Raw genomic sequence first — 20,073 nt, forward strand, 5'->3', positions numbered from 1 at the left:
GATCGGCGCCATGATACCGGTAAGAGGCATGGACGGTGCGCGCGTGGGCGTGCTTGGGTTGGGCCGCTCGGGGCTTGCGGCGGCCCGTGCGCTTGCCGCGGGCGGGGCGGTTCCGGTCTGCTGGGACGATACGGAACCCGCACGGGCGCGCGCGGAAGAGGAAGGGTTCGAGATCCGGGACCTCGGGCGGGAAGATGCGCTTGCCGACATCGCCCGTCTCGTGGTGAGCCCGGGTATCCCGCATCTCTATCCCGAGCCGAACCGCGTCGTGGCCGCCGCGCTTGTGGCCGGGGTGCCGGTCGATAACGACATCGGCCTTTTTTTCCGCTCCTTCGCAACGCCCTCCTGGGACGAGATGGACACCGTGCCGCGTGTCGTCGCGGTCACGGGAAGCAACGGGAAATCGACGACCTCGGCGCTGATCCATCATGTGCTGACCGAAGCCGGGCGGCCGGCGCAGCTCGGCGGGAATATCGGGCGCGGGGTGCTCGATCTCGACCCGCCCGGCGACGGCGGCGTCGTGGTGCTGGAACTCAGCAGTTACCAGACCGAGCTTGCCCGCGCGCTCACGCCGGATGTGGCGGTCTTTACCAATCTCAGCCCCGATCACCTGGACCGGCATGGCGGCATGGGCGGCTATTTCGCGGCCAAGCGGCGGCTCTTCGCGGAGGGCGGCCCCGACAGGGCGGTGATCGGCGTGGACGAGGCCGAGGGCCGCTTCCTGGCCGACCAGCTTTCCGAGGGGCCGGAAGATGACCGGGTGATCCGCGTCTCGGTGGCGCGGAAGCTTTCGGGCCCCGGTTGGCAGGTGTTCGCGAGGAAGGGGTTTCTCAGCGAGTATCGCAAGGGGCGGCAGGCCGGGTCCATCGACCTGCGACGGATCAGGGGGCTGCCGGGGGCGCATAACCATCAGAATGCCTGCGCGGCCTACGGGGCCTGCCGGAGCCTCGGGCTTGCCCCGCGCCAGATCGAGGCCGGATTCGCGAGTTTCGCGGGGCTGCCGCATCGGAGCCAGGTGATCGCGGAGGCGAAGGGCGTGACCTTCGTGAACGATTCGAAGGCCACCAATGTCGACAGCGCGGCCAAGGCGCTGATGGCCTTCGACCGTATCCGCTGGATCTGCGGCGGGTTGCAGAAAGAGGGCGGGCTCGCCGGGCTGACGCCGGGGTTGCGCAACGTGACCAAGGCCTACGTGATCGGACGGGAGGCGCAGAATTTCGCGCTCGGGCTCGACGGGGTGGAGGCGGAAATCTGCACAACGATGGAGGTCGCCGTGGCGCGGGCCCTTGAGGAGGCCGAGGCGGGCGAGACGGTGCTCCTGGCACCGGCGGCGGCGAGCTTCGACCAGTATGACAATTTCGAGCAGCGCGGCGACGATTTCACGCGGCAGGTGAGGGCCCGGCTTGGTGGTTGACGCGGGACCGGCGGGCGACTCTGCTCTGGTAACTCGGGCGCGGCTCTTGTATCCGGGCGCGGTCTGATCGCGAGGGGGCTGCCCATGTCCGATACCGTACCGTTCGAGAAGCCCGGACCCGTCGAGGCGGGCCTCAAGGATGCCATCGCGCCCACCGAGGAGATCATCGCCGAGGCGCGGGCGGGCCGGATGTTCATACTCGTGGATCACGAGGATCGCGAGAACGAGGGCGACCTGGTGATCGCGGCCGAATTCGCGGATGCGGCGGCGATCAATTTCATGGCGATGCACGGGCGGGGCCTCATTTGCCTGCCGATGACCGCGGCGCGGATCGAAGCGCTCGGCCTGCCGATGATGGCAGTCAACAACTCGTCGCGGCACGAGACCGCCTTCACGGTTTCGATCGAGGCGCGCGAGGGGGTGAGTACCGGCATTTCCGCCGCCGACCGCGCGCTCACGATCAAGACGGCGATCAACGAGCAGAACACTGCCGCGTCCATCGCCACGCCCGGCCATGTCTTTCCGCTGCGGGCGCGCAATGGCGGCGTGCTGGTCCGGGCGGGCCATACCGAGGCGGCGGTCGACATCGCGCGGCTGGCGGGGCTGAACCCGGCGGGCGTGATCTGCGAGATCATGAAGGAAGACGGCACCATGGCGCGGCTTCCCGACCTCGTGGAGTTCGCGCGGAAATTCGACCTCAAGATCGGCACGATCTCGGATCTCATCGCCTATCGGCACAAGCACGACAACCTGATCTACGAGGTGCGGCGCGAGAAGGTCACGTCGTCGCATGGCGGGGCGTGGGACATGACGATCTATGCCGATCAGATCTCGGGGACCGAGCACGTGGTCCTGTCGAAGGGTGATATCACCGACGGCAGGCCGGTCCTCGCGCGCGCGCACGCGCTCAACGCGCTCGAGGATGTGCTGGGCATCGGGCTCGAGGGGCGTGCGCATGGACCGACCGGCAAGCTGCCGCGTGCCATGGAGATCGTTGCCAAGGAAGGGCGCGGGGTCATCTTCCTGTTCCGCCAGCCGCGCCCGAAACTCGCGCAGGAGATCGACGACGACGATGCGCCCCGGACGATCAAGCAGACGGGTCTCGGTGCGCAGATCATGTCGACCATGGGGCTCACCGACCTTATCCTTCTGACCGACAGCCCGGATACGCGATATCTCGGCCTCGATGCCTATGGTATCCGCATCGTCGGCACCCGACCCATCAGCGGAGACTAGAGCATGGCCGGAACCGAATACACCCTGCCGCGTGCCCGTTTCGACGCGCCCGTGAAGCTCCTGGTCGTGGTGGCGCCTTTCTATCGCGACATCGCCGATCAGCTCATCGCGGGCGCGCGCGCCGAGATCGAAGCGTCGGGCGCCACCTGCGAGGTCGAGGAGGTGCCGGGCGCGCTGGAACTGCCTACGGCGATCGGCATCGCGGAGCGGCTCTCGAATTTCGACGGCTACGTGGCGCTTGGCTGCGTCATACGCGGCGAGACCACGCATTACGAGACGGTCTGCAACGACAGCTCGCGCGGGCTGACCCTTCTGGGGCTCCAGGGGCTTTGCATCGGCAACGGCATCCTCACGGTCGAAAATCGCGAGCAGGCCGAGGTGCGGGCCGACCCGGCACGGATGAACAAGGGTGCGGGCGCCGCCGCCGCCGCGCTGCACCTCGTCGCGCTCACCCGCAAGTGGGGTGCGCCGCGCAAGGGCGTGGGGTTCAAGCCCGCGATGGACGAATACCAACTGGCGGGCACGCCGAAGGACACACCGAAAGCATGACGGACGCACCACGGATATCCGGCAACCAGCGGCGCAAGATGCGCTCGGCCGCGCGGCTTTATGCCGTGCAGGCGCTGTTCCAGATGGAGCATTCGGGCCAATCGAGCGACACGGTGCGCCGCGAGTTCCTCGACCACCGGTTCGGTGCCGAGGTCGATGAGGGCGTCGAGATGATCGACGGCGATATCGACCATTTCCGCAAGGTTCTGGATGACGCGGTCAACTGGCAGGCGCGAATCGACAAGATGACCGATCGCGCACTGGTGGCGAAATGGCCGATCGACCGCATCGACCCGACGCTGCGCGCGCTTTTCCGCGCCGCGGGGGCCGAACTGACGCAGGGCGAGGCGCCGCCGAAGGTGGTGATCGTCGAATATGTGGATATCGCCAAGAGTTTCTACCCCGAGGGGCGCGAGCCGAAATTCGTGAACGCCGTTCTCGACTTCATGGCGCGCGAGGCGAAGCCCGAAGCGTTCTGAGCGGCGTGCCGCGCATGGCCGGTATTCTCACCGATCCGCTTGAGGTGCTCCGCTTTTGTGCTAGCTTTTATGGTGCTGCTACAGGGAGATCTCGGGTCATGCCGAAACTCGTCCGCCTCTATATCGTCAATGTCGCCATCGGATTTGCTGCTGCCGCGGTCTTCGTGGGGATGCTTCTGTGGTTCGACATTGCCAATCTCGCCCACCTCATCAGCCATTCCGACAAAGGCTGGCTTGCGCTTCTGGTGCTGTGGCTGGCCAACGGGATCGTCTTTGCCGGTGTTCAGTTCGGTATCGCCGTGATGGCGATGAAGGACGACGACGATGACGATGATCATGGCGGCCACCGCAGCCGCGCGCGCCGGCGTGACCGGATGCAGCATGATCACGTCGCCGTTCCGGTGCGCGTCGATGCAGGGCGCACCCGCCGCTAAGCCGATCCCGAGCTGTCGGAGGGGGTGAGTGGCGGGCCCACCGCGACCGTTTGGTTATCTCATTCCCGAGGACCTGTTCATACAGGTGGGCGCCGGGTAACCGGACCAGGGCCCGGACAGAGCCAGCTCCCTCGGAATTGCTTAAGGCCACCGGAATGCAACCGTTCACGAGAAGGGCAGAACCCGCCTGACCCGAGAGGTAAGCCGCCGATGCCGTGCCGACAAGGGGGCGTCAGTCGTCTGCGGAAATAAATCCGTAGCGGCGCAGTTCCTCGGGCAGCAGGACGTAGATTTCATCGGGCGGTGTGGTCAGCGCGTGCTGCATGACGAGAGGGTCGATTCCCATCGCGTCGAGATAGGCCATGACCTCTCCCTGGCCGGCCTGCACGTCCTCGACCGCGAAGGCGGCGGGCAGGACGAGGTTCTGGTCGAAATAATGTTGATGCACGCCCACCTGGGCATTCTCGTCGATCTCGCGCGTCAAACCGGCGGCGAGAACGTAGGGGCAGGCGGAGAAGCAGTATTCGCCAGCCAGCATTTCGGTGGTCACGCCGAGGCCGCGCAACCTGCGTCCGAGGGCGAGCGCGTCGCTCACCGATCCACCGGGGCTTTGCAGGACGAGGCGTTCGGGCGCGGGGACGGTCTCGGCCAGTTGACGCGTGATGCGCTCGGCGTCGCCCGGTGCGATGGCTCCTTCGAGCCGGTAGGTCGTGCCGTCGATCTCGCTCAGGGTCAGGCGGTCGGGCAGGACGCCCGGATCGCGCGCGGGCGCGGTGGCCGGGCGGTCGCGGTCCGGCGCGAAGCGGCGACGCTGGTCTCCGGGGCTGACGGGCTGCGTGAGGCGGGGGGCATCGGGGCCGAAGCCCGGCAGCGACAGCCCGGAAAAATCCACGTCGCCCAGCACGAGAAGGGCGCCGAGCCCGATCTGGAAGATCAGGATCCCGCTCAGAATGCGCGCGACGAGGGGGCCGCGACCGGGCTGCGGATCGCTGGTGTCGCTCATCCGCTCGCTCCGGTGATCGGCTTGACCTTGTCATCGCCGCCAGAAGGTGGGCCGTGCCGCTCGGTCTCGGCGGGCGCGGTCTGCGCGGCGTGGGCGTCGAGCTTGGCATCGACCTCGCGGGCGGCGGCGAGCGCCGCGCGCAATTCGGTCAATGTCATGCTGTCCTCGAGCGCGATTCCGTCGCGCCCGGCGCGGATGGCCGATTGGGTGATCGCGAGGATCATCACGAGCACGGCGGGAAGCAGGTCGATGGCGATGGCCCCCGCCCAGGACGGGATGAAATTTCGCGCATAGAGGATGACCGCGTCGGCCGAGGAGACCGGCGTGTAGGTGACTTCGGGGGCCGGGGTGAGGTTGATGACCTCCCGGGCCGCCCCCTCGAGCGTGGCGGCGCGCTGCCCCAGAACCTCGAGCACCGAGGTGATCGTGGCTTGCTGATCGTTGCGGCCCGATTCGGTGCGACTGTCGAGCTCGGGCAGGACGACGGAGGCGGCGAGGTCCTGTGCCGCACGCTCCACGAGGGGGGCCACGGTCAGTTGCCGCATCTGCGTGATGAGCCCCTGAAGGCGCACGGCGGCCTCGGAGAACTCGACCGAGCGCGCCTCGACCGGGCCTTGCTCGACCGTGAGGGCGCGCATTCGGCTGAGGATCGCGTTGCCCTCGGCGAAGGCTTCGTTGACGAGCGGCGTCTGGGTGGCGATCTGCGCCTCGAGCGCGGCCAGTTCCGCCGATTTCTGGCGCAGCACGCGGAAGACCGCGCCGCGCCCCGCAAGACCCGAGAGATTGCCGGTGGCCTCCTGTTCGCTCAGGTCCTCGAAGGACTGCCGGACACGCGCCACGTCCCGCTCGAGGGCTTGGCCGGTGAGCGCGATTTCATGGGCGCGCTCGAGGCTGGCCTGGTAGTCCTGCACCGTCTTCGCGAGGTGTTGTTCCACCGCCGCCGACCCGGCGAGCGCCGCGGCGTTGAGCCAACTCGACATCGCCACGATGGCCACCGACCCGAGCCCCATGGCGCCCAGAAGCGCCACGCGCGATTGAGCGGTGCGGACGGCCGGGAAAAGCCGCAGCAGATAGGACCAGAAGACGAAGATGCCCACCGATACCGCGACCGAATAGGCGATGGCCGCGAAGGTGGACATGACGCCGGTATCGTCGAGGAGCGAGGAGACACCGAGATAGGTGTAGATGCCCGAGGCCACCGCCAGGACGCCGAGCGCGGTTCCCGAGAACGTGCCGAGCCAGGTGACGTGCCCCTCGAGTTCGCGCGCGTAGCGGATGTCGCGGGTGCGCGTGGTCTCTCGCGAGGGCGGGGTGAGGCGATCGGTCATCTGGGGTCCTTTCGGGGACGCGACTGGCGGCTCAGCGTGGTTTGTCACGGTGCCGAGGTCAAGATATGCGTCATCGCCGCCGTGTCAAAGCACCGGGCTTGCCATCGTTCCCGATTTGTTCGTAATGTGCGGCGCATGACAGGTGATATCGTCCCCGACGCGCGTCTCATGCCGGGCCAGAAACTGGCCCGCGGGGTGGCGCGATATCTGCGCGAAATGGATTTCGTGTCGGTCGAGGAATTCGTGCCCGAACGGGGCAAGCGCGTCGATGTCATGGCGCTTGGTCCGCGGGGCGAGATCTGGATCGTGGAATGCAAGTCGAGCCGCGCGGATTTCCAGGCGGATGCGAAGTGGCACGGCTACCTGGAGTGGTGCGACCGGTTCTTCTGGGCCGTGGACGAGACCTTTCCGACCGATCTGCTGCCGCAGGAGACGGGGCTCATCCTGGCCGATTCCTACCAGGCGGAGATGGTGCGGATGGCGCCGCTCGACAAGCTTCCGGGCGCGCGGCGCGGGTCACTGACCCGCAGGATCGCGCGTCATGCGGCGCTGAGGCTTCAGGCGTTGCGCGACCCTTTCGCGTGACCCGCGGCCTATCTGCGCGCCTCGGCGGCACGGGCGGCCGCCTGTATCTCGGATGCGATCTCCTGCGCCTCCTCGGGGGAGAAATCCATCGGGATCTCGATGCCGTCCGCCTCGATGAAGAGGCGCACCATGCCCTTGTCGGTCGGCCCGATTTGCAGGTTCGCCTCGATGTCGCGCTCGGTGTTGATGCCCATGGGAGCCTCCGGTGATGCCGCGATCCGACCTAGACATTTACCCGAGAATTGGCAAGCATCGGTCAGACGCGACGTGGGACCCGCGTCGGAAATGAGGTCTTGCATTCGTCGCCGGGAAACATGATTGTCGGGCCGGACGCGCTGCATACCGTTGCATACGATCTGGCGACCGGGGCGAGGAGCGGGGGCACCGGGGCGATCGCGGCCGGGATCGGTATCAAGAGGGAGTGACTATGAAGGGCGATCTTTCATGATCATACGCGCGATAGACGGCCTGAACGAGGTGGTCGGGCGCATCGTGTCGGTGGTGGCGATCATCTTCGCGGTCATCATCATCTATGACGTCATCATGCGGTATGCCTTCGGCAACCCGACGCGGTGGGCCTTCGACATATCGAAGCAGCTCTACGGGTTCTATTTCGTCATGCTGGGTGGCTACGCGCTGCGTCACAAGGCGCATGTGCGGGTCGACCTCGTGACCGAGAAGCTGGGCCCGATCACGCATCGCATCGTCGATCTTCTCGGCTATGCGGTCTTCTTCTTTCCCTTCGCGGTGGTCTTCGTCATGCGCTCCTATGATTTCGCGATGACCTCGTGGAACCAGGGCGAGGTCACCTATGGCGCGATCCAGACCCCGGTCTACCCGCTCAAGATCGCGATGTGCGTCGCCGCCGTCCTGCTTCTGCTGCAGGGGGTGGCAGAAGTGCTGAAGATCATTCTTGGCGTGGATACCACGACGCCCGAGGACCGGCAGGAGTTGCACCAATGAACCTTGCGCCCGAACTTATCGCGCTTCTGATGTTCAGCCTCCTGGTGGCGGGTCTTTTCATGGGGCACCCGCTGGCCTTCGTGCTGGGCGGCACCGCGGTTCTCACCACGATCATCCTGGGCAAGACGATGCTTCTGGGGATCGTCATCAACCGCATCTTCGGCGAGGTGCTGGACAATTACGTCCTCATCGCCATTCCCCTTTTCGTCCTGATGGCGAGATTCCTATCGGATTCAGGTGTCACGGACCGGATGTTCGAGGCGCTGCGCCTGCTGATGAGCAACGTCCGCGGCGGGCTCGCGCTGGCCGTGGTCTTCATCTCGATCCTCTTGGCGGCCACCACCGGCATCATCGGAGCGTCGATCACCGTGATGGGCGTGATGGCGCTGCGCCCGATGCTGCAATACGGCTATGCGCCGACGCTGACCACGGGCGTGATCGCGGCCTCCGGCTGTCTCGGCATCCTCATTCCGCCGTCGATCATGCTGATCCTCATGGCCAGCTATTCGCCGCTTTCGGTGGGCGAGCTTTTCGCGGGGTCGATGATACCCGGCGTCCTTCTGGGGCTGAGCTACGCGGTCTACGTCTACCTGATCTCGGTGATGCGGCCCGATCTTGCGCCGGCGGTCGAGCCCGACGAGAAGATCGAGAGATCCGAGCTTGTCCGCATGCTTCTGATCGAGGCGCTGCCGCCGCTGGTCCTGATCTTCGGAATTCTCGGCACGCTCCTGGCCGGTGTCGCCACGGCGACCGAGGCGTCGGCGATCGGGGCGGGGCTTGCGCTTCTGATCGTGATCGCGCGGGGCAAGTTCACCTGGCCGACCTTCTACGGCGCGATGCTCGAGACCGGGCGGACCTCGGCGATGATCCTCTTCATCGTGGTGGGTGCCACGGCCTTTACCGGGGTCTTCAACATCACCGGCGGGCTGCGCGCCACGCAGGAGATCATCCGCGCGCTCGAGATGGAGCCCTGGATGCTCATCGCGATGATGATGGCGATCGTCTTCATCCTGGGTGCCTTCCTCGACTGGACGGGCATCGTGCTGCTGTCCTTCCCGATCTTTCTTCCGATCATCCAGGAGATGCCCGATGTGAGCCTCCTGTGGTTCGTGGTGCTGATGGCCGTGGTCCTGCAGACTTCGTTCCTGACACCACCTTTCGGATATGCGCTCTTCTACCTGCGGGCGATCGCGCCCAAGGAAGTGCGCACCGGTCACATCATTCGGGGCGTGATGCCGTTCATCGGCCTCATCGTCGTCATGTGCCTCATGGTCGCCGTCTTCCCGGCGCTGGTCACGTGGCTGCCCGAAGCGCTTTACACCAAGTAACGATCACCAACGAAAGGACGTTGACTCATGACACTGAAAACCAAGATCGTCGCCGCCGCGGCGGCCGTGACCCTGGCGGGCCCGGCGCTCGCGCAGGAAAGCTGGACCATGACGACGACATGGCCTTCGTCGCTCGAACTGATCGAGACGGACCGGCATTTCGTCGACCTGGCCAACAAGCTCACCGAGGGCGAGCTGACCATCGAGTTCTTCGAAGGTGGTGCCCTGGTGCCGTCGGGCGAAGTGTTCGGCGCGGTCGAATCGGGCACCATCCAGGCCGGTGCCGACTGGCCGGGCTACTGGGCCGGGCGCGATTCGGCCTTCTCGCCACTGGCCACTACGCCGTCGCTCTTCAACGCGGTGGATTACGTCAACTGGATCCAGCAATGGGGCGGCGCCGATCTCTATAACGAGATCTATGGGCAGTTCGGCATGGTCTATCTGCCCTATGGCGTGACCAACAACGAATCCGGCTTCCGTACCAACGAGCCGATCAAGAACCTCGCCGACCTCCAGGGCAAGCGCCTGCGCCTGTCGGGTCTCGAGCAGGGCAAGCTGCTGGAACAACTGGGCGGCAACCAGGTCTCGATGGCCGGGGGCGAGATCTACCAGTCGCTGGAACGTGGCGTGATCGACGGTGCCGAGTTCTCGACGCCGAACGTCGACTGGTCGGCGGGCTTCCAGCAGGTCACGAAATACTGGGCGACGCCGGGCTGGCACCAGTCGGCCTCGGTCTTCGGCGTGATGATCAACAAGTCCGCCTGGGACGCGCTCAGCCCCGAGACCCAGGAGAAGCTGCAGATCGCGGCGGATGCGACGCTGCTGTGGTCGCTGGCCTTCACCGAGAAACGCGCGACCGAAGCCTACGCCAAGTTCGACGAGGCGGTCGAGATCAACCGCTATGACGACGAGACCCTCGAAAAGGTTCAGGAAATGGCCAACGAGGTGATCATCGAGACCGCCTGCGAGAACCCGAACTCGGCCAAGGTCTATGCGAGCATGATGGATTACATCAACGATTACGCCCAGTGGCGTGATGCGTCGGCGCCCTTCAACCTCGGCCGCACCCCGAACGGCCCGGACGTGCAGGCGATCAAGGACTGCATGTAATCGCGCCTTCGAAAGCATTTGGAAAGCTCCCGCTTCGGCGGGGGCTTTTTTCGTGAGAGGGCCGCGCGGCACGCGCAAAATTGGTGACGAGGGCGTTGACCCTGTCGGGCGGCTTCTCTAAAGAATGCGCTGCGTGCCGCCTTAGCTCAGTTGGTTAGAGCGCTGGATTGTGGATCCAGAGGTCCCCCGTTCAAACCGGGGAGGCGGTACCATCATCCGACCTGCTTCAATCGACCTGGATTTCTCGGCGCGGTTCGCCGCCGGCGGGATCGAAGATCAGGATGCGCCCGTCCTCGGTCACGACGGCAAGCCAGTCGGGCCCTTGCGTGAAGGACAGCGCGCGCGCTCCCTCGGGCAGGGTGACGCGATCGGGAAGGACGAGGGGCGTGGTGCCCATCTGCGAGAAGCGGATGACAAAGAGCGCCACGATCACTAGAAGGCCCGCAATCATCGTCACCGTCAGCACCGTCACCAAGCGGCGCAGGCTGGTGAGCATGGCCGGGTCGACCGGTCGGGGAGTATCATCCATGGCGCATACGCAAGTCACGTTCCAGATCGCGGCCGATCCGCCGCCGCGCCTTGATAAGGCGCTTTCGCGCGATGTGCCAGAGGCGTGCCACCTGTCGCGGACGCGCCTCGCGCGGCTTCTGGCGGAGGGGGCGGTGCGGGTGAATGGCGACCTCGTCACCGACGCGAAGGGCCGCGTGGCCGAGGGCGACACGATCACCGTCATGCTCCCGGAGGTGGAGGAGAGCGATATCTCGCCCGAAGCGATCCCGCTCGAGATCGTGCACGAGGATGCGCATCTCCTCGTGGTGAACAAGCCCGCCGGCATGGTCGTCCATCCAGCGCCGGGAAGCCCGAGCGGCACGCTCGTGAACGCGCTTCTGCATCATTGCGGGGCCGCGCTTTCGGGCGTGGGCGGGGTTCGGCGGCCCGGTATCGTGCACCGGATCGACAAGGACACGAGCGGTCTTCTGGTGGTCGCCAAGACGGATCAGGCACATCACGGGCTGGCCGAGCAATTCGCGACCCATAGCGTTACGCGCAGCTATCTCGCCGTGGTGCATGGCTGTCCCGATGGCGCCGACCCGCGTCTGCGAGGGCTGCGCGGTGTGGCGTTCGAGGGAAGCGGAGTGCTCAGGATCACGACCAACATCGCGCGGCACAAGACGGACCGGCAACGGCAGGCGGTGACGTTCGACGGCGGAAAGCACGCCGTGACGCGGGCGCGGGTGATCGAGAGCTTCGGGCACCCGGTCGCCGCCGCGCTGGTCGAATGCCGGCTCGAGACGGGCCGCACGCACCAGATCCGTGTCCATATGGGGTATGTGGGTCATGCGCTCCTGGGTGATCCGACCTATGGCGGGCGTCGCGTTCTGGCGCGCCGGAGCTTCGGAGCGGGCGCGCTCGAGGTCGCGGCGGAATTCGGCCGGCAGGCGCTTCATGCGGCGGAATTGGGCTTCGTTCACCCCGCGACGGAGGAACCCATGCGCTTTGCGACGGGTTTGCCTGATGACATGAGCACGCTGGTGAGTGCGCTGCGCGGGTGAGGCTTTCGCAAGTTTGCGTGAGAAACTGACACAAGTCGCGCCTTCGGCGTGCAGACATCTTCATAGTCCGCTAGGAATTAGGTGCTAGGCACTTGAAATTCAGACCGAGCGGTCCCAAATCCATGTTACGCCAGTTAACATGGCGATCGAGTGAGGGAACAGACCCATGAGCAACTACGCAAATCTTCCGGCGCCGACGCCCGAGGGCGGGCTGAACCGCTACATGCAGGAAATCCGCAAGTTTCCGCTTCTTGAGCCGGAAGAGGAATACATGCTGGCCAAGCGCTGGGTCGAGGAGCAGGACACCGAGGCCGCGCACAAGATGGTGACGTCGCACCTGCGCCTCGCGGCGAAGATCGCGATGGGTTATCGCGGCTATGGCCTTCCGCAGGCCGAGGTCATCTCGGAGGCCAATGTCGGCCTCATGCAGGCGGTCAAGCGCTTCGATCCCGAGAAGGGCTTCCGCCTGGCCACCTACGCGATGTGGTGGATCCGGGCGAGCATCCAGGAATACATCCTGCGCAGCTGGTCCATGGTCAAGCTGGGGACGACGAGCGCCCAGAAGAAGCTTTTCTTCAACCTGCGCAAGGCTAAGGCCCGCATCGGTGCGCTGGAGGAGGGCGACCTGCGCCCCGAGAACGTCAAGCGGATCGCGCATGACCTGGGCGTGACCGAGGACGAGGTGATCTCGATGAACCGCCGCATGTCGGGGGGCGATGCGTCGCTCAACGCCACCGTGGGCGCCGAGGGCGAAGGCACGATGCAATGGCAGGATTGGCTCGAGGACGAGGATGCCGACCAGGCGGCCGATTACGAGAAGCGCGATGAACTCGAGACGCGGCTGGAACTGCTGACCGAGGCGATGGACGTGCTCAACGACCGTGAGAAGGATATCCTGACGCAGCGGAGGCTCAACGAAGAGACAGTGACGCTCGAGGAGTTGAGCACGCAATACGATGTGAGCCGCGAGCGCATTCGCCAGATCGAGGTCCGCGCCTTCGAAAAATTGCAGAAGCGCATGCGCACCTTGGCGCAGGAGAAGGGGATGTTGACCCCCGCCTAACACTTGGCCTTGGCGCGAAACCGGATTAGCCTCGCGACGGACTGCCGCGGGGCTCGTTTCTTGGGGGGAAAGTTGCGATTCGGTTTGGTGATGGCGTGTGTCGTCCTGCTGGGCGGGTGCGGGGAGCGGAACATCGTGCGGACCGGGCCCCCGATCCCGGAGGCGAAATCGCAGACGATCTACGTAGCGGCGCAGCGGGATTTCGACGATCCCGGCCCGTCCTTCGGCGGGCGACGGCCGACGGAGTTGAGCTATGCGCGGATTACGGTCGGCATTCCACCGTCGCACAAGACCGGAAACGTGGAATGGCCGGACGAGACGCCTGATCCCTCGACGGACTTCGTGGTCACGTCCTCGCGCCGCTTCCCCAGCGGCGAGGCGATGCGGCGCGATCTGCGCGCGCACCAAGGCCAGCGCGAGACGGTGCTTTTCATTCACGGTTACAACAACACGATGGGCCAGGCCCTCTTTCGCTTTGCGCAGATCAAGGAGGATTTCGGTGTCGATGCGCCCTCGGTTCTCTTCTCGTGGGCCTCGGCCGGCGTGCCGAGCGGTTATGCCTACGATCGCGACAGCGTGCTCTATGCCCGTGACGATCTTGAAGCCACGCTGCGCGGGTTGAGCCGTGACGGCGAAAAGGTGTTCATCCTCGCGCATCCCATGGGTGCGCAACTGGCCATGGAGACGATGCGGCAGGCGGCAATCCGTGGGGATCGGCAACTTCTGTCGCGGATCTCGGGGGTCGCGCTCATGTCGCCGGATATCGACCCGCAGCTTTTCCGCCGCCAGGCTCGCGCGATCGGCCAGCTGCCGCAGCCGTTCTTCATCTTCATCTCGCGCGAGGATCGCGCGCTCGACATCGCGAGCCTCATCACCGGGCGCAAGCCGCGCCTCGGCGGGATCCGCGATCCGCGCGAGGTGGCCGGCCTCGACGTGCACGTGGTCGACTTCACCGCGCTCAGCAACGGCGAGGGTCTGAACCATTCGATCCCCGTCTCATCCGCTTCGGCGGTGGGCGTGGTGCGTGGTATGATCGAGAAGGCGGAAAGTGGCGTCGCGGCGTTCGAACGCTATCTTGTATTGCCGGCACAACCTTAGGAGGGGGACATGGCAGGTGGATGGACCCGCGACGGTGCGGTGAGCGAACAGATCGAAGCCTCGATCGAGGATGAACTGGCGCGCATGAAGGCCCGCCGCGCACCGCAAGGCGAAAGCCGCACCCATTGCGCGGAATGCGACGAGCCGATACCCGAGCCGCGTCGCGAGGCGATTCCCGGCGTGAAGCTCTGCGTCGACTGCGCGTCGGACCGCGACACGCGCGCGGAGCCGCATGGCGGGATCAACAGGCGCGGATCGAAAGACAGCCAGTTGAAGTGAGTTGCGAGGTGCTCAACGCTTGTTTCGATAGCGCCGCAACCGACGCATCACCGGCTTCACGTCGAGCGCGGCCACCGCTACCCCGAGCGGGAGCATCCAGAGGCCCAGGACCGGCAGGAAGCTCAGGATGCCTCCGATGATCAGAAGCACCCCCATAAGGAAGCGAAGCCCGAAGGGAACCCGCATCCGTATCCAGGCAAGGCAGCGGCGGATCCTGTAACGCCACGCCGGGCGGCGTGAGCTCGGCCCAGATCCCAAGGCCCGCGTCAACCTTCGGCCCCCATCGTGACGTGGAGTGCCGGCGGGGGTGGGTGTCCGGGTCACTCCCGTTCCATTGCCTCGAGCTCGTCGATGAAGCCCGAGATCATGCTGAGGCCCTTGTCCCAGAATTTCGGATCGGATGCATCGAGCCCGAACGGGGCCAGCAGGTCCTTGTGATGTTTCGAACCGCCCGCGCGAAGCATCTCGAAATACTTGTCCTGGAAGCCGTCGGGGTTTTCCTCGTAGACCGCGTAGAGCGCGTTCACCAGCCCGTCGCCGAAGGCATAGGCGTAGACGTAGAAGGGCGAATGGACGAAATGGGGGATGTAGGCCCAGAAATGTTCGTAGCCCTTCATGAAGTCGAAGGCGGGGCCGAGGCTTTCGCCCTGCACCGACATCCAGAGCGCGCCGATGGCGTCGGGAGTGAGTTCACCCTCGCGGCGTGCGGCGTGCAGCTTGCATTCGAAATCGTAGAAGGCGATCTGCCGCACCACGGTGTTGATCATGTCCTCGACCTTGCCGGCGAGGAGCACCTTGCGCTCTTCCTGGGTGCGGGCGGCGTCGAGCATCTTGCGGAAGGTGAGCATTTCGCCGAACACCGAGGCGGTTTCCGCGAGGGTGAGGGGCGTCGATGACAGAAGCTCCCCCTGGTCTGCGGCGAGAACCTGGTGGACGCCGTGGCCCAGTTCATGCGCGAGGGTCATGACGTCGCGCGGTTTGCCGAGATAATTCAGCAGGATGTAGGGATGCACGTCGGTCACGGTGGGGTGGGCGAAGGCGCCGGGCGCCTTGCCGGGCTTCACGCCCGCGTCGATCCAGCCCTTGTCGAAGAAAGGTATCGCAAGCTCGCCCATGCGGGAGTCGAAGGCGCTGTAGGCGTCCATCACCATGCCGCGCGCGGTGGGCCAGTCGATGATACGCGTCTCCTCGATGGGAAGGGGCGCGTTGCGGTCCCAGACCTGCATCCGGTCGAGCCCGAGCCATTTGCGCTTCAACTCGTAATAGCGATGGCTGAGCTTGGGATAGGCCGCGACCACGGCGTCGCGCAGCGCCTCGACCACCTCGGGTTCGACGTGGTTGGCGATGTGGCGGTCCGTCTGCGGGGTCGGCATCTTGCGCCAGCGATCCAGCACCTCCTTCTCCTTGGCGGTTGTGTTGTGGACGCGGGCGAAGGTGCGGATGTTCTCGCCGAAGACGCGCGCCAGTTCGCGGGCCGCGGCCTCGCGCAGCTCCCGATCCTGTTCGGTGAGCTTCGTGAGCGTGGATTCGATACCCAGCGTCTCGCCGTTCACCTCGAAGACGAGACCCGCGATGGTCTCGTCGAAAAGCCTTTCCCACGCATCGCCGACGACGCCCATGTCGTGCAGGAATCGCTCCATCTCGTCGCTGAGCTGATGGTCCTTCATCGCGCGGATGCGGTCGAGGACGGGCTTGTAGCGTTTGAGCCCCGCGTTCTCGGCATAGAGCGCGGCAAGGTGATCCTCGTCGAGCCGGTTGAGTTCGAGCGAGAAGAAGACGAGCGGCGTGGTGTAGGCGGTGACTTTCTCCTGGCAGTCCGAAAGGAACTTGGTGCGTTCGGGGTCGGTCGTCTGCTGGTGATAGCGCAGGCCCGCGTAGGACATGATCCTGCCGGCGATGGCCGAGATTTCCTCGTCGCGGCGGATGCACTTGAGAAGGCCTGCCGCGTCAAGCGATGCGAGCTTGCCCTCGTAATCGGCGGCGAAGTCCGCGCAGGCGGTCTCGAGCCAGTCGAGATCCCGCTTGAGCTCGGGCGCATCGGGCGCGGTGTAGAGATCGCTCAGATCCCACTCGGGCAGATCGCCGAGATCCTTCGCCCCGGTTTCGGTGGTCAGATCGCGTAGCGGAGTGGGAAGTTTGAGCATCAAGGCAGCCTTTCTGTCTGGTCTGCGACCACATCTAGGGTGAGTGAGGGGCGATCTCAAGCGAGAGCGGAGCGTGCCTACTCGGATCGTTCACGCTCGACATGGCCGCGCCGGGCGAGAAGACGCGCCCCGAGCAGGCAGGCCATCGCCCAGCCCGCCCCGCCAAGCCAACCGGCGAGCACATCGGTGGGCCAGTGGACGCCGAGGTAGACGCGGCTGATGCCCACCAGCACGGTGATGAGCGCCGCGACGATCAGAACGTAGACCTTGAGCCTGCGCTGCGGCAGGGCGCGGGCGATCATGACGCCCAGGGTGAGATAGGTCACCGCCGCCATCATCGAATGGCCGGAGGGAAAGCTTGCGGTGTAGACGATGGACTCGTGCGGCACGAGGTCGGGTCGCGGGCGGTCGAACCCGCTCTTGGCGAGGGAGGAAACGAGGATGCCGCCGCCGGTGGCGATAAGCAGGTAGAGCATGGTGCCGTATTGGCGGCGCAGGAGGAAGAATCCGGCCGCCGCGAGAATCGCGAGCGTGAGTACCACGACGCCTCCAAGGGCGGTGAGATCGCGCCCGATCTCCTGAAGATAGTGAGGCCCGATGGGGGTCGCGGGATCGTCGCTGTTGCGCAGGAGCAGGAGGAGGTCGCGGTCGAGATCGCGGGTGGCGCCCTCGACCACCTCGTCGGCAAGCTCGGCGAAGGCCCAGACCGCGCCCACGACCGCCGCGAGAACGATGAGCGAGGTCAGTTCCACATTGCGGCGAAGCCAGGCGAGGGGAGCGGTGGTCGGATTGGTCATGGTGGAAAAACACCCCATGTGGCCGGCGGTTCCTCAGCCATATTGGGCCAGCATCTCCTTGAGATCGTCAAGCGTGTTCGCCTCCTGCACCGGCTTGTCGTGCCGCCAGCGCTTCATCCTCGGAAAGCGCAGGGCCACGCCGGACTTGTGGCGGGGGCTTTCGAATATGCCTTCGAAGGCGATCTCGAACACGTGCTCGGGCCGCACCTGCCGAACGGGGCCGAAGCGTTGCAGCGTGTTCTTGCGCACCCAGGCGGTGATCTTGCGGAATTCGGCGTCGGTGAGGCCGGAATAGGCCTTGGTGAAGGGCACGAGATCGTTGCCGGACCAGACGGCGAAGGTGAAGTCCGTGAAGAGATTGGCGCGGCGTCCGTGACCTTGCTGTGCGTAGATCATCACGGCGTCGATGGTGAGCGGGTCGAGCTTCCATTTCCACCAGTCGCCCTTCTTGCGGCCGGCGTGGTAGGGGCTGTCGCTACGTTTGAGCATGAGGCCCTCGGCGCGGTTTTCGCGCGCGGTGGCGCGGACGCGGCGCAGGTCATCCCACGAGGTGAAGTCGATGAGCGGAGACGGGCGCAGCGGGGCGTCGGCGGGCAGGTCCGTGAGCAGCGTATCGAGACGCGCGCGACGCTCGGTGAAGGGCATGTCGCGCAAGTCGGCGCCATTTTCCTCGAGCAGGTCGTAGGCAAGCACGATGACCGGGGCCTTCTTCAGGAGCGTTTTCGGGACGCTCTTGCGGCCGATCCGCTTTTGCAGATCGTTGAAGGGCAGGGGCGCGGCGCCGTCCCACGCGACGATCTCGCCGTCGATCACGATGCCGTCGGGCACGAAATCGCGCGCGCGGGCAAGCTCGGGGAAACGGTCGGTCATGAGTTCCTCGCCGCGTGACCAGACGAAATGCTCGCCGCCGCGCAGGATGAGTTGCCCGCGGATGCCGTCCCACTTCCATTCCGCGCGCCAGTCCCCGGGCGGGCCCAGCTCCTCGGGCGGGGTTTCGTCGAGCCCGTAAGCGAGGCAGAACGGGTAGGGACGCGAGAGCGGGGCGGTGTCGTCGGGCGCCTCGATCAGCCGGGCATAGGTCGTGCTGTCGGGTGTCCAGTCGCCCATCAGGCGATGCGCAAGCTCGGCCTCGTCGCGATCCGTGGCCTGGGCCAAGGCGCGGGTCATGAGCTTGCGACTGACGCCCACGCGGAAGCCGCCGGTCAGGAGCTTGTTGAACACCAGCCGTTCGCGCGCGCCCATCCGGTCCCACGCGTCGAGGACAGCGGATTTGCGGGCCGCCTCGTCGGCATCGTCGAGGGCGCGCAGGCGGGCGATCCAATCGGCAAGGCCACGGTCGTGATCCTTGGTGTTGGGCGGCAGGACAAGCGCGATGGTTTCGGCGAGGTCGCCGACGATCGGATAGCTCTCCTCGAAAAGCCAGAGGGGGATGCCGGCGCGCTCGGCCGCCCATTCACGCAGTTTCGCCGTGGTGATCGCACGGCGCGGGCGGCGGCCTGAGAAAAGCGCGATGGTCCAGAGGCGGTCTTCCTCGGGCGCGGCGCGGAAATACTCTGCCAAAGCCGCGACCTTGACCGTGGTCTTGGTGGTCTGGTCGATGGTCGTGTAAAGGTTGGTGAAACGCTTCATTCGCCCGCATCCTCGTCCAGTGCCTCGCCGGTGAATTCGGTCGGCACGACCTGCGCGTTGTAGCCTTGGGAGTTAAGCCAGCGCGCGAAGATGTCGGTGTAACCATGCGTCGCATATATGTTTTCTGCGCCGGTCTCCTCGATTGCCGTGTTCAGCCCCTCCCAATCCGCGTGATCGGAAACCACGAAGCCGCGATCGACCGCGCGGCGGCGGCGCACGCCGCGCAGGCGCATCCACCCCGACGCGAAGCCGGTCGAGGCGGGGCGAAAGCGGCGCGACCACTGGCTGCCGATGGCCGAGGGCGGCGCGAGGACGAGCGCGCCGGGGTGATCGGCGGGCTTGAGATCGGGTGTGACATGCAGTGTTTCGGGCAGATCGAATCCCTGGTCACGCAAGACGGCGTTCGTGTTCTCGACCGCGCCATGGGTCAGTATGGGACCGATCGAAGGATCGAGAAGCGACAGCACGCGCTGCGCCTTGCCGAGAGAGTAGGCGCCGAGAAGGGAGTACCGCCCGTCGCTCGCATTTGCTGCCCACCAGGAATTGATCTCGCGCGCGGCCTCGTCATCGTTGCCCCAGGTGAAGACGGGCAAGCCGAAGGTGCATTCGGTGATGAAGCTGTGGCATTTCACCGGCTCGAACGGGGTGGAGAGCCTGTCCGGCGTCGTCTTGTAGTCGCCCGAGACGACCCAGACCTCGCCGCCCACCTCGATTCGCACCTGCGCCGAGCCGGGGATGTGGCCGGCGGGATGGAACGAGACCCGTGCGTCGCCGATCGTGCGCGTCTCGCCGTAGCGTATGGTGTCGAGCGCGATATCGCCCAGACGATGACGCATGACCGGCGCGGCGATGTCGGTCGCGAGATAGCGCGCATGTCCGGGCCGCGCGTGATCGGCGTGCCCATGGGTGATGAGCGCCCGGTCGACCGGGCGCCACGGATCGACGTAGAAATTGCCGGCGGGGCAATAGATGCCCTGGGGTCGGAATTCGATAACCATGGGCAGAGAGTAGGCGCGGCGAGGGCGATTGCCAGTGAGCGGATGCCGTTCTACGTTGCCGCACGGATAGAGCGGGAGGGACG

The 20,073-nt window shown here is 65.8% G+C and carries 22 protein-coding genes, 1 tRNA gene and 1 other RNA gene; 14 read left to right on the top strand and 10 right to left on the bottom strand.

Annotation, left to right across the window (positions count from 1 at the left end):
• Window positions 1-10 precede the first annotated feature (10 nt).
• From murD to K1T73_RS07575, 5 genes are all read left to right on the top strand, one after another.
• Entirely contained in the window at window positions 11-1,414 is a 1,404-nt protein-coding gene (gene murD / locus K1T73_RS07555; RefSeq protein WP_220603316.1) for a UDP-N-acetylmuramoyl-L-alanine--D-glutamate ligase, read from the top strand.
• 84 nt (window positions 1,415-1,498) lie between these two features.
• Window positions 1,499-2,650, top strand: coding sequence for a 3,4-dihydroxy-2-butanone-4-phosphate synthase (gene ribB, locus K1T73_RS07560; protein WP_220603317.1), 1,152 nt, complete (start codon window positions 1,499-1,501; stop codon window positions 2,648-2,650).
• Between the two features lie 3 nt (window positions 2,651-2,653).
• Window positions 2,654-3,199, top strand: a complete 546-nt coding sequence (locus tag K1T73_RS07565; RefSeq protein WP_220603318.1) for a 6,7-dimethyl-8-ribityllumazine synthase — start codon at window positions 2,654-2,656, stop codon at window positions 3,197-3,199.
• On the top strand, window positions 3,196-3,678 hold the full coding sequence (gene nusB / locus K1T73_RS07570; protein ID WP_220603319.1) for a transcription antitermination factor NusB: 483 nt from the start codon (window positions 3,196-3,198) through the stop codon (window positions 3,676-3,678). Before K1T73_RS07565 ends, nusB begins: the two co-directional genes overlap by 4 nt.
• A 98-nt stretch (window positions 3,679-3,776) precedes the next feature.
• The gene (locus K1T73_RS07575) at window positions 3,777-4,112 is read left to right on the top strand and encodes a hypothetical protein (protein WP_220603320.1); all 336 of its coding nucleotides are present in this window, start codon (window positions 3,777-3,779) and stop codon (window positions 4,110-4,112) included.
• A 30-nt stretch (window positions 4,113-4,142) separates the two neighbouring features.
• Here K1T73_RS07575 and ssrS read toward each other — a convergent pair.
• The 3 genes from ssrS to K1T73_RS07590 form a co-directional block, all read right to left on the bottom strand.
• Window positions 4,143-4,298: non-coding RNA, 6S RNA (ssrS, locus tag K1T73_RS07580), on the bottom strand.
• A gap of 46 nt (window positions 4,299-4,344) precedes the next feature.
• The gene (locus K1T73_RS07585; protein ID WP_220603321.1) at window positions 4,345-5,115 is read right to left on the bottom strand and encodes a hypothetical protein; all 771 of its coding nucleotides are present in this window, start codon (window positions 5,113-5,115) and stop codon (window positions 4,345-4,347) included.
• Window positions 5,112-6,443 carry a hypothetical protein gene (locus K1T73_RS07590; RefSeq protein ID WP_220603322.1) on the bottom strand — a complete coding sequence of 444 codons (1,332 nt, stop codon included), beginning with the start codon at window positions 6,441-6,443 and terminating at the stop codon, window positions 5,112-5,114. The genes K1T73_RS07585 and K1T73_RS07590 overlap by 4 nt, the downstream gene beginning before the upstream one ends.
• Window positions 6,444-6,578: 135 nt before the next feature.
• On the opposite strand from K1T73_RS07590, the gene K1T73_RS07595 reads away from it, so the two are divergent.
• Window positions 6,579-7,028: an MmcB family DNA repair protein gene (locus K1T73_RS07595; RefSeq protein WP_220603323.1), complete on the top strand. Its 450-nt coding sequence runs from the start codon at window positions 6,579-6,581 to the stop codon at window positions 7,026-7,028.
• A gap of 8 nt (window positions 7,029-7,036) precedes the next feature.
• Here the strand turns inward: K1T73_RS07595 and K1T73_RS07600 are convergent, their stop codons facing one another.
• Window positions 7,037-7,222 carry a DUF6324 family protein gene (locus K1T73_RS07600; RefSeq protein ID WP_220603324.1) on the bottom strand — a complete coding sequence of 62 codons (186 nt, stop codon included), beginning with the start codon at window positions 7,220-7,222 and terminating at the stop codon, window positions 7,037-7,039.
• Window positions 7,223-7,472: 250 nt separating this feature from the next.
• Between K1T73_RS07600 and K1T73_RS07605 the strand changes: the two genes are divergently transcribed.
• The 4 genes from K1T73_RS07605 (at window position 7,473) to K1T73_RS07620 (ending at window position 10,641) form a co-directional block, all read left to right on the top strand.
• Window positions 7,473-7,991: a TRAP transporter small permease subunit gene (locus K1T73_RS07605; protein ID WP_220603325.1), complete on the top strand. Its 519-nt coding sequence runs from the start codon at window positions 7,473-7,475 to the stop codon at window positions 7,989-7,991.
• 29 nt (window positions 7,992-8,020) lie between these two features.
• Window positions 8,021-9,319 carry a TRAP transporter large permease subunit gene (locus K1T73_RS07610; RefSeq protein WP_220603662.1) on the top strand — a complete coding sequence of 433 codons (1,299 nt, stop codon included), beginning with the start codon at window positions 8,021-8,023 and terminating at the stop codon, window positions 9,317-9,319.
• A gap of 27 nt (window positions 9,320-9,346) precedes the next feature.
• Window positions 9,347-10,429: a TRAP transporter substrate-binding protein DctP gene (gene dctP / locus K1T73_RS07615; protein ID WP_220603326.1), complete on the top strand. Its 1,083-nt coding sequence runs from the start codon at window positions 9,347-9,349 to the stop codon at window positions 10,427-10,429.
• Window positions 10,430-10,564: 135 nt separating this feature from the next.
• Window positions 10,565-10,641: transfer RNA gene (locus tag K1T73_RS07620), tRNA-His, on the top strand.
• A 14-nt stretch (window positions 10,642-10,655) separates the two neighbouring features.
• Here the strand turns inward: K1T73_RS07620 and K1T73_RS07625 are convergent.
• Complete coding sequence (locus K1T73_RS07625; RefSeq protein WP_220603327.1) at window positions 10,656-10,958, bottom strand: DUF6476 family protein; 303 nt, start codon at window positions 10,956-10,958, stop codon at window positions 10,656-10,658.
• On the opposite strand from K1T73_RS07625, the gene K1T73_RS07630 reads away from it, so the two are divergent.
• From K1T73_RS07630 to K1T73_RS07645, 4 genes are all read left to right on the top strand, one after another.
• Entirely contained in the window at window positions 10,957-11,982 is a 1,026-nt protein-coding gene (locus tag K1T73_RS07630; protein ID WP_220603328.1) for an RluA family pseudouridine synthase, read from the top strand. The two genes, K1T73_RS07625 and K1T73_RS07630, sit on opposite strands and share 2 nt — an antisense overlap.
• Window positions 11,983-12,148: 166 nt before the next feature.
• Complete coding sequence (rpoH, locus tag K1T73_RS07635; protein WP_220603329.1) at window positions 12,149-13,045, top strand: RNA polymerase sigma factor RpoH; 897 nt, start codon at window positions 12,149-12,151, stop codon at window positions 13,043-13,045.
• Window positions 13,046-13,135: 90 nt separating this feature from the next.
• The gene (locus tag K1T73_RS07640) at window positions 13,136-14,143 is read left to right on the top strand and encodes an alpha/beta hydrolase (protein ID WP_220603330.1); all 1,008 of its coding nucleotides are present in this window, start codon (window positions 13,136-13,138) and stop codon (window positions 14,141-14,143) included.
• Between the two features lie 9 nt (window positions 14,144-14,152).
• Entirely contained in the window at window positions 14,153-14,422 is a 270-nt protein-coding gene (locus K1T73_RS07645; protein ID WP_220603331.1) for a DksA/TraR family C4-type zinc finger protein, read from the top strand.
• Between the two features lie 12 nt (window positions 14,423-14,434).
• Here K1T73_RS07645 and K1T73_RS07650 read toward each other — a convergent pair whose 3' ends face one another.
• The 5 genes from K1T73_RS07650 to K1T73_RS07670 all read right to left on the bottom strand — a co-directional run bounded on the left by K1T73_RS07650 (window position 14,435) and on the right by K1T73_RS07670 (window position 19,990).
• Entirely contained in the window at window positions 14,435-14,608 is a 174-nt protein-coding gene (locus K1T73_RS07650; RefSeq protein WP_259400492.1) for a hypothetical protein, read from the bottom strand.
• A gap of 134 nt (window positions 14,609-14,742) precedes the next feature.
• On the bottom strand, window positions 14,743-16,566 hold the full coding sequence (locus tag K1T73_RS07655) for a M3 family oligoendopeptidase (protein ID WP_220603333.1): 1,824 nt from the start codon (window positions 16,564-16,566) through the stop codon (window positions 14,743-14,745).
• Window positions 16,567-16,643: 77 nt separating this feature from the next.
• Window positions 16,644-17,363 carry a phosphatase PAP2 family protein gene (locus tag K1T73_RS07660; protein WP_220603334.1) on the bottom strand — a complete coding sequence of 240 codons (720 nt, stop codon included), beginning with the start codon at window positions 17,361-17,363 and terminating at the stop codon, window positions 16,644-16,646.
• A 33-nt stretch (window positions 17,364-17,396) separates the two neighbouring features.
• Window positions 17,397-18,992, bottom strand: coding sequence for an ATP-dependent DNA ligase (locus tag K1T73_RS07665; RefSeq protein WP_220603335.1), 1,596 nt, complete (start codon window positions 18,990-18,992; stop codon window positions 17,397-17,399).
• Window positions 18,989-19,990 (bottom strand): ligase-associated DNA damage response exonuclease, encoded by a 1,002-nt coding sequence (locus K1T73_RS07670; protein ID WP_220603336.1) that lies wholly within the window; start codon window positions 19,988-19,990, stop codon window positions 18,989-18,991. Before K1T73_RS07670 ends, K1T73_RS07665 begins: the two co-directional genes overlap by 4 nt.
• Between the last annotated feature and the right edge of the window lie 83 nt (window positions 19,991-20,073).

It is taken from the genome of Roseovarius sp. SCSIO 43702 (genome assembly GCF_019599045.1).
Classification (GTDB): Bacteria; Pseudomonadota; Alphaproteobacteria; order Rhodobacterales; family Rhodobacteraceae; genus Roseovarius.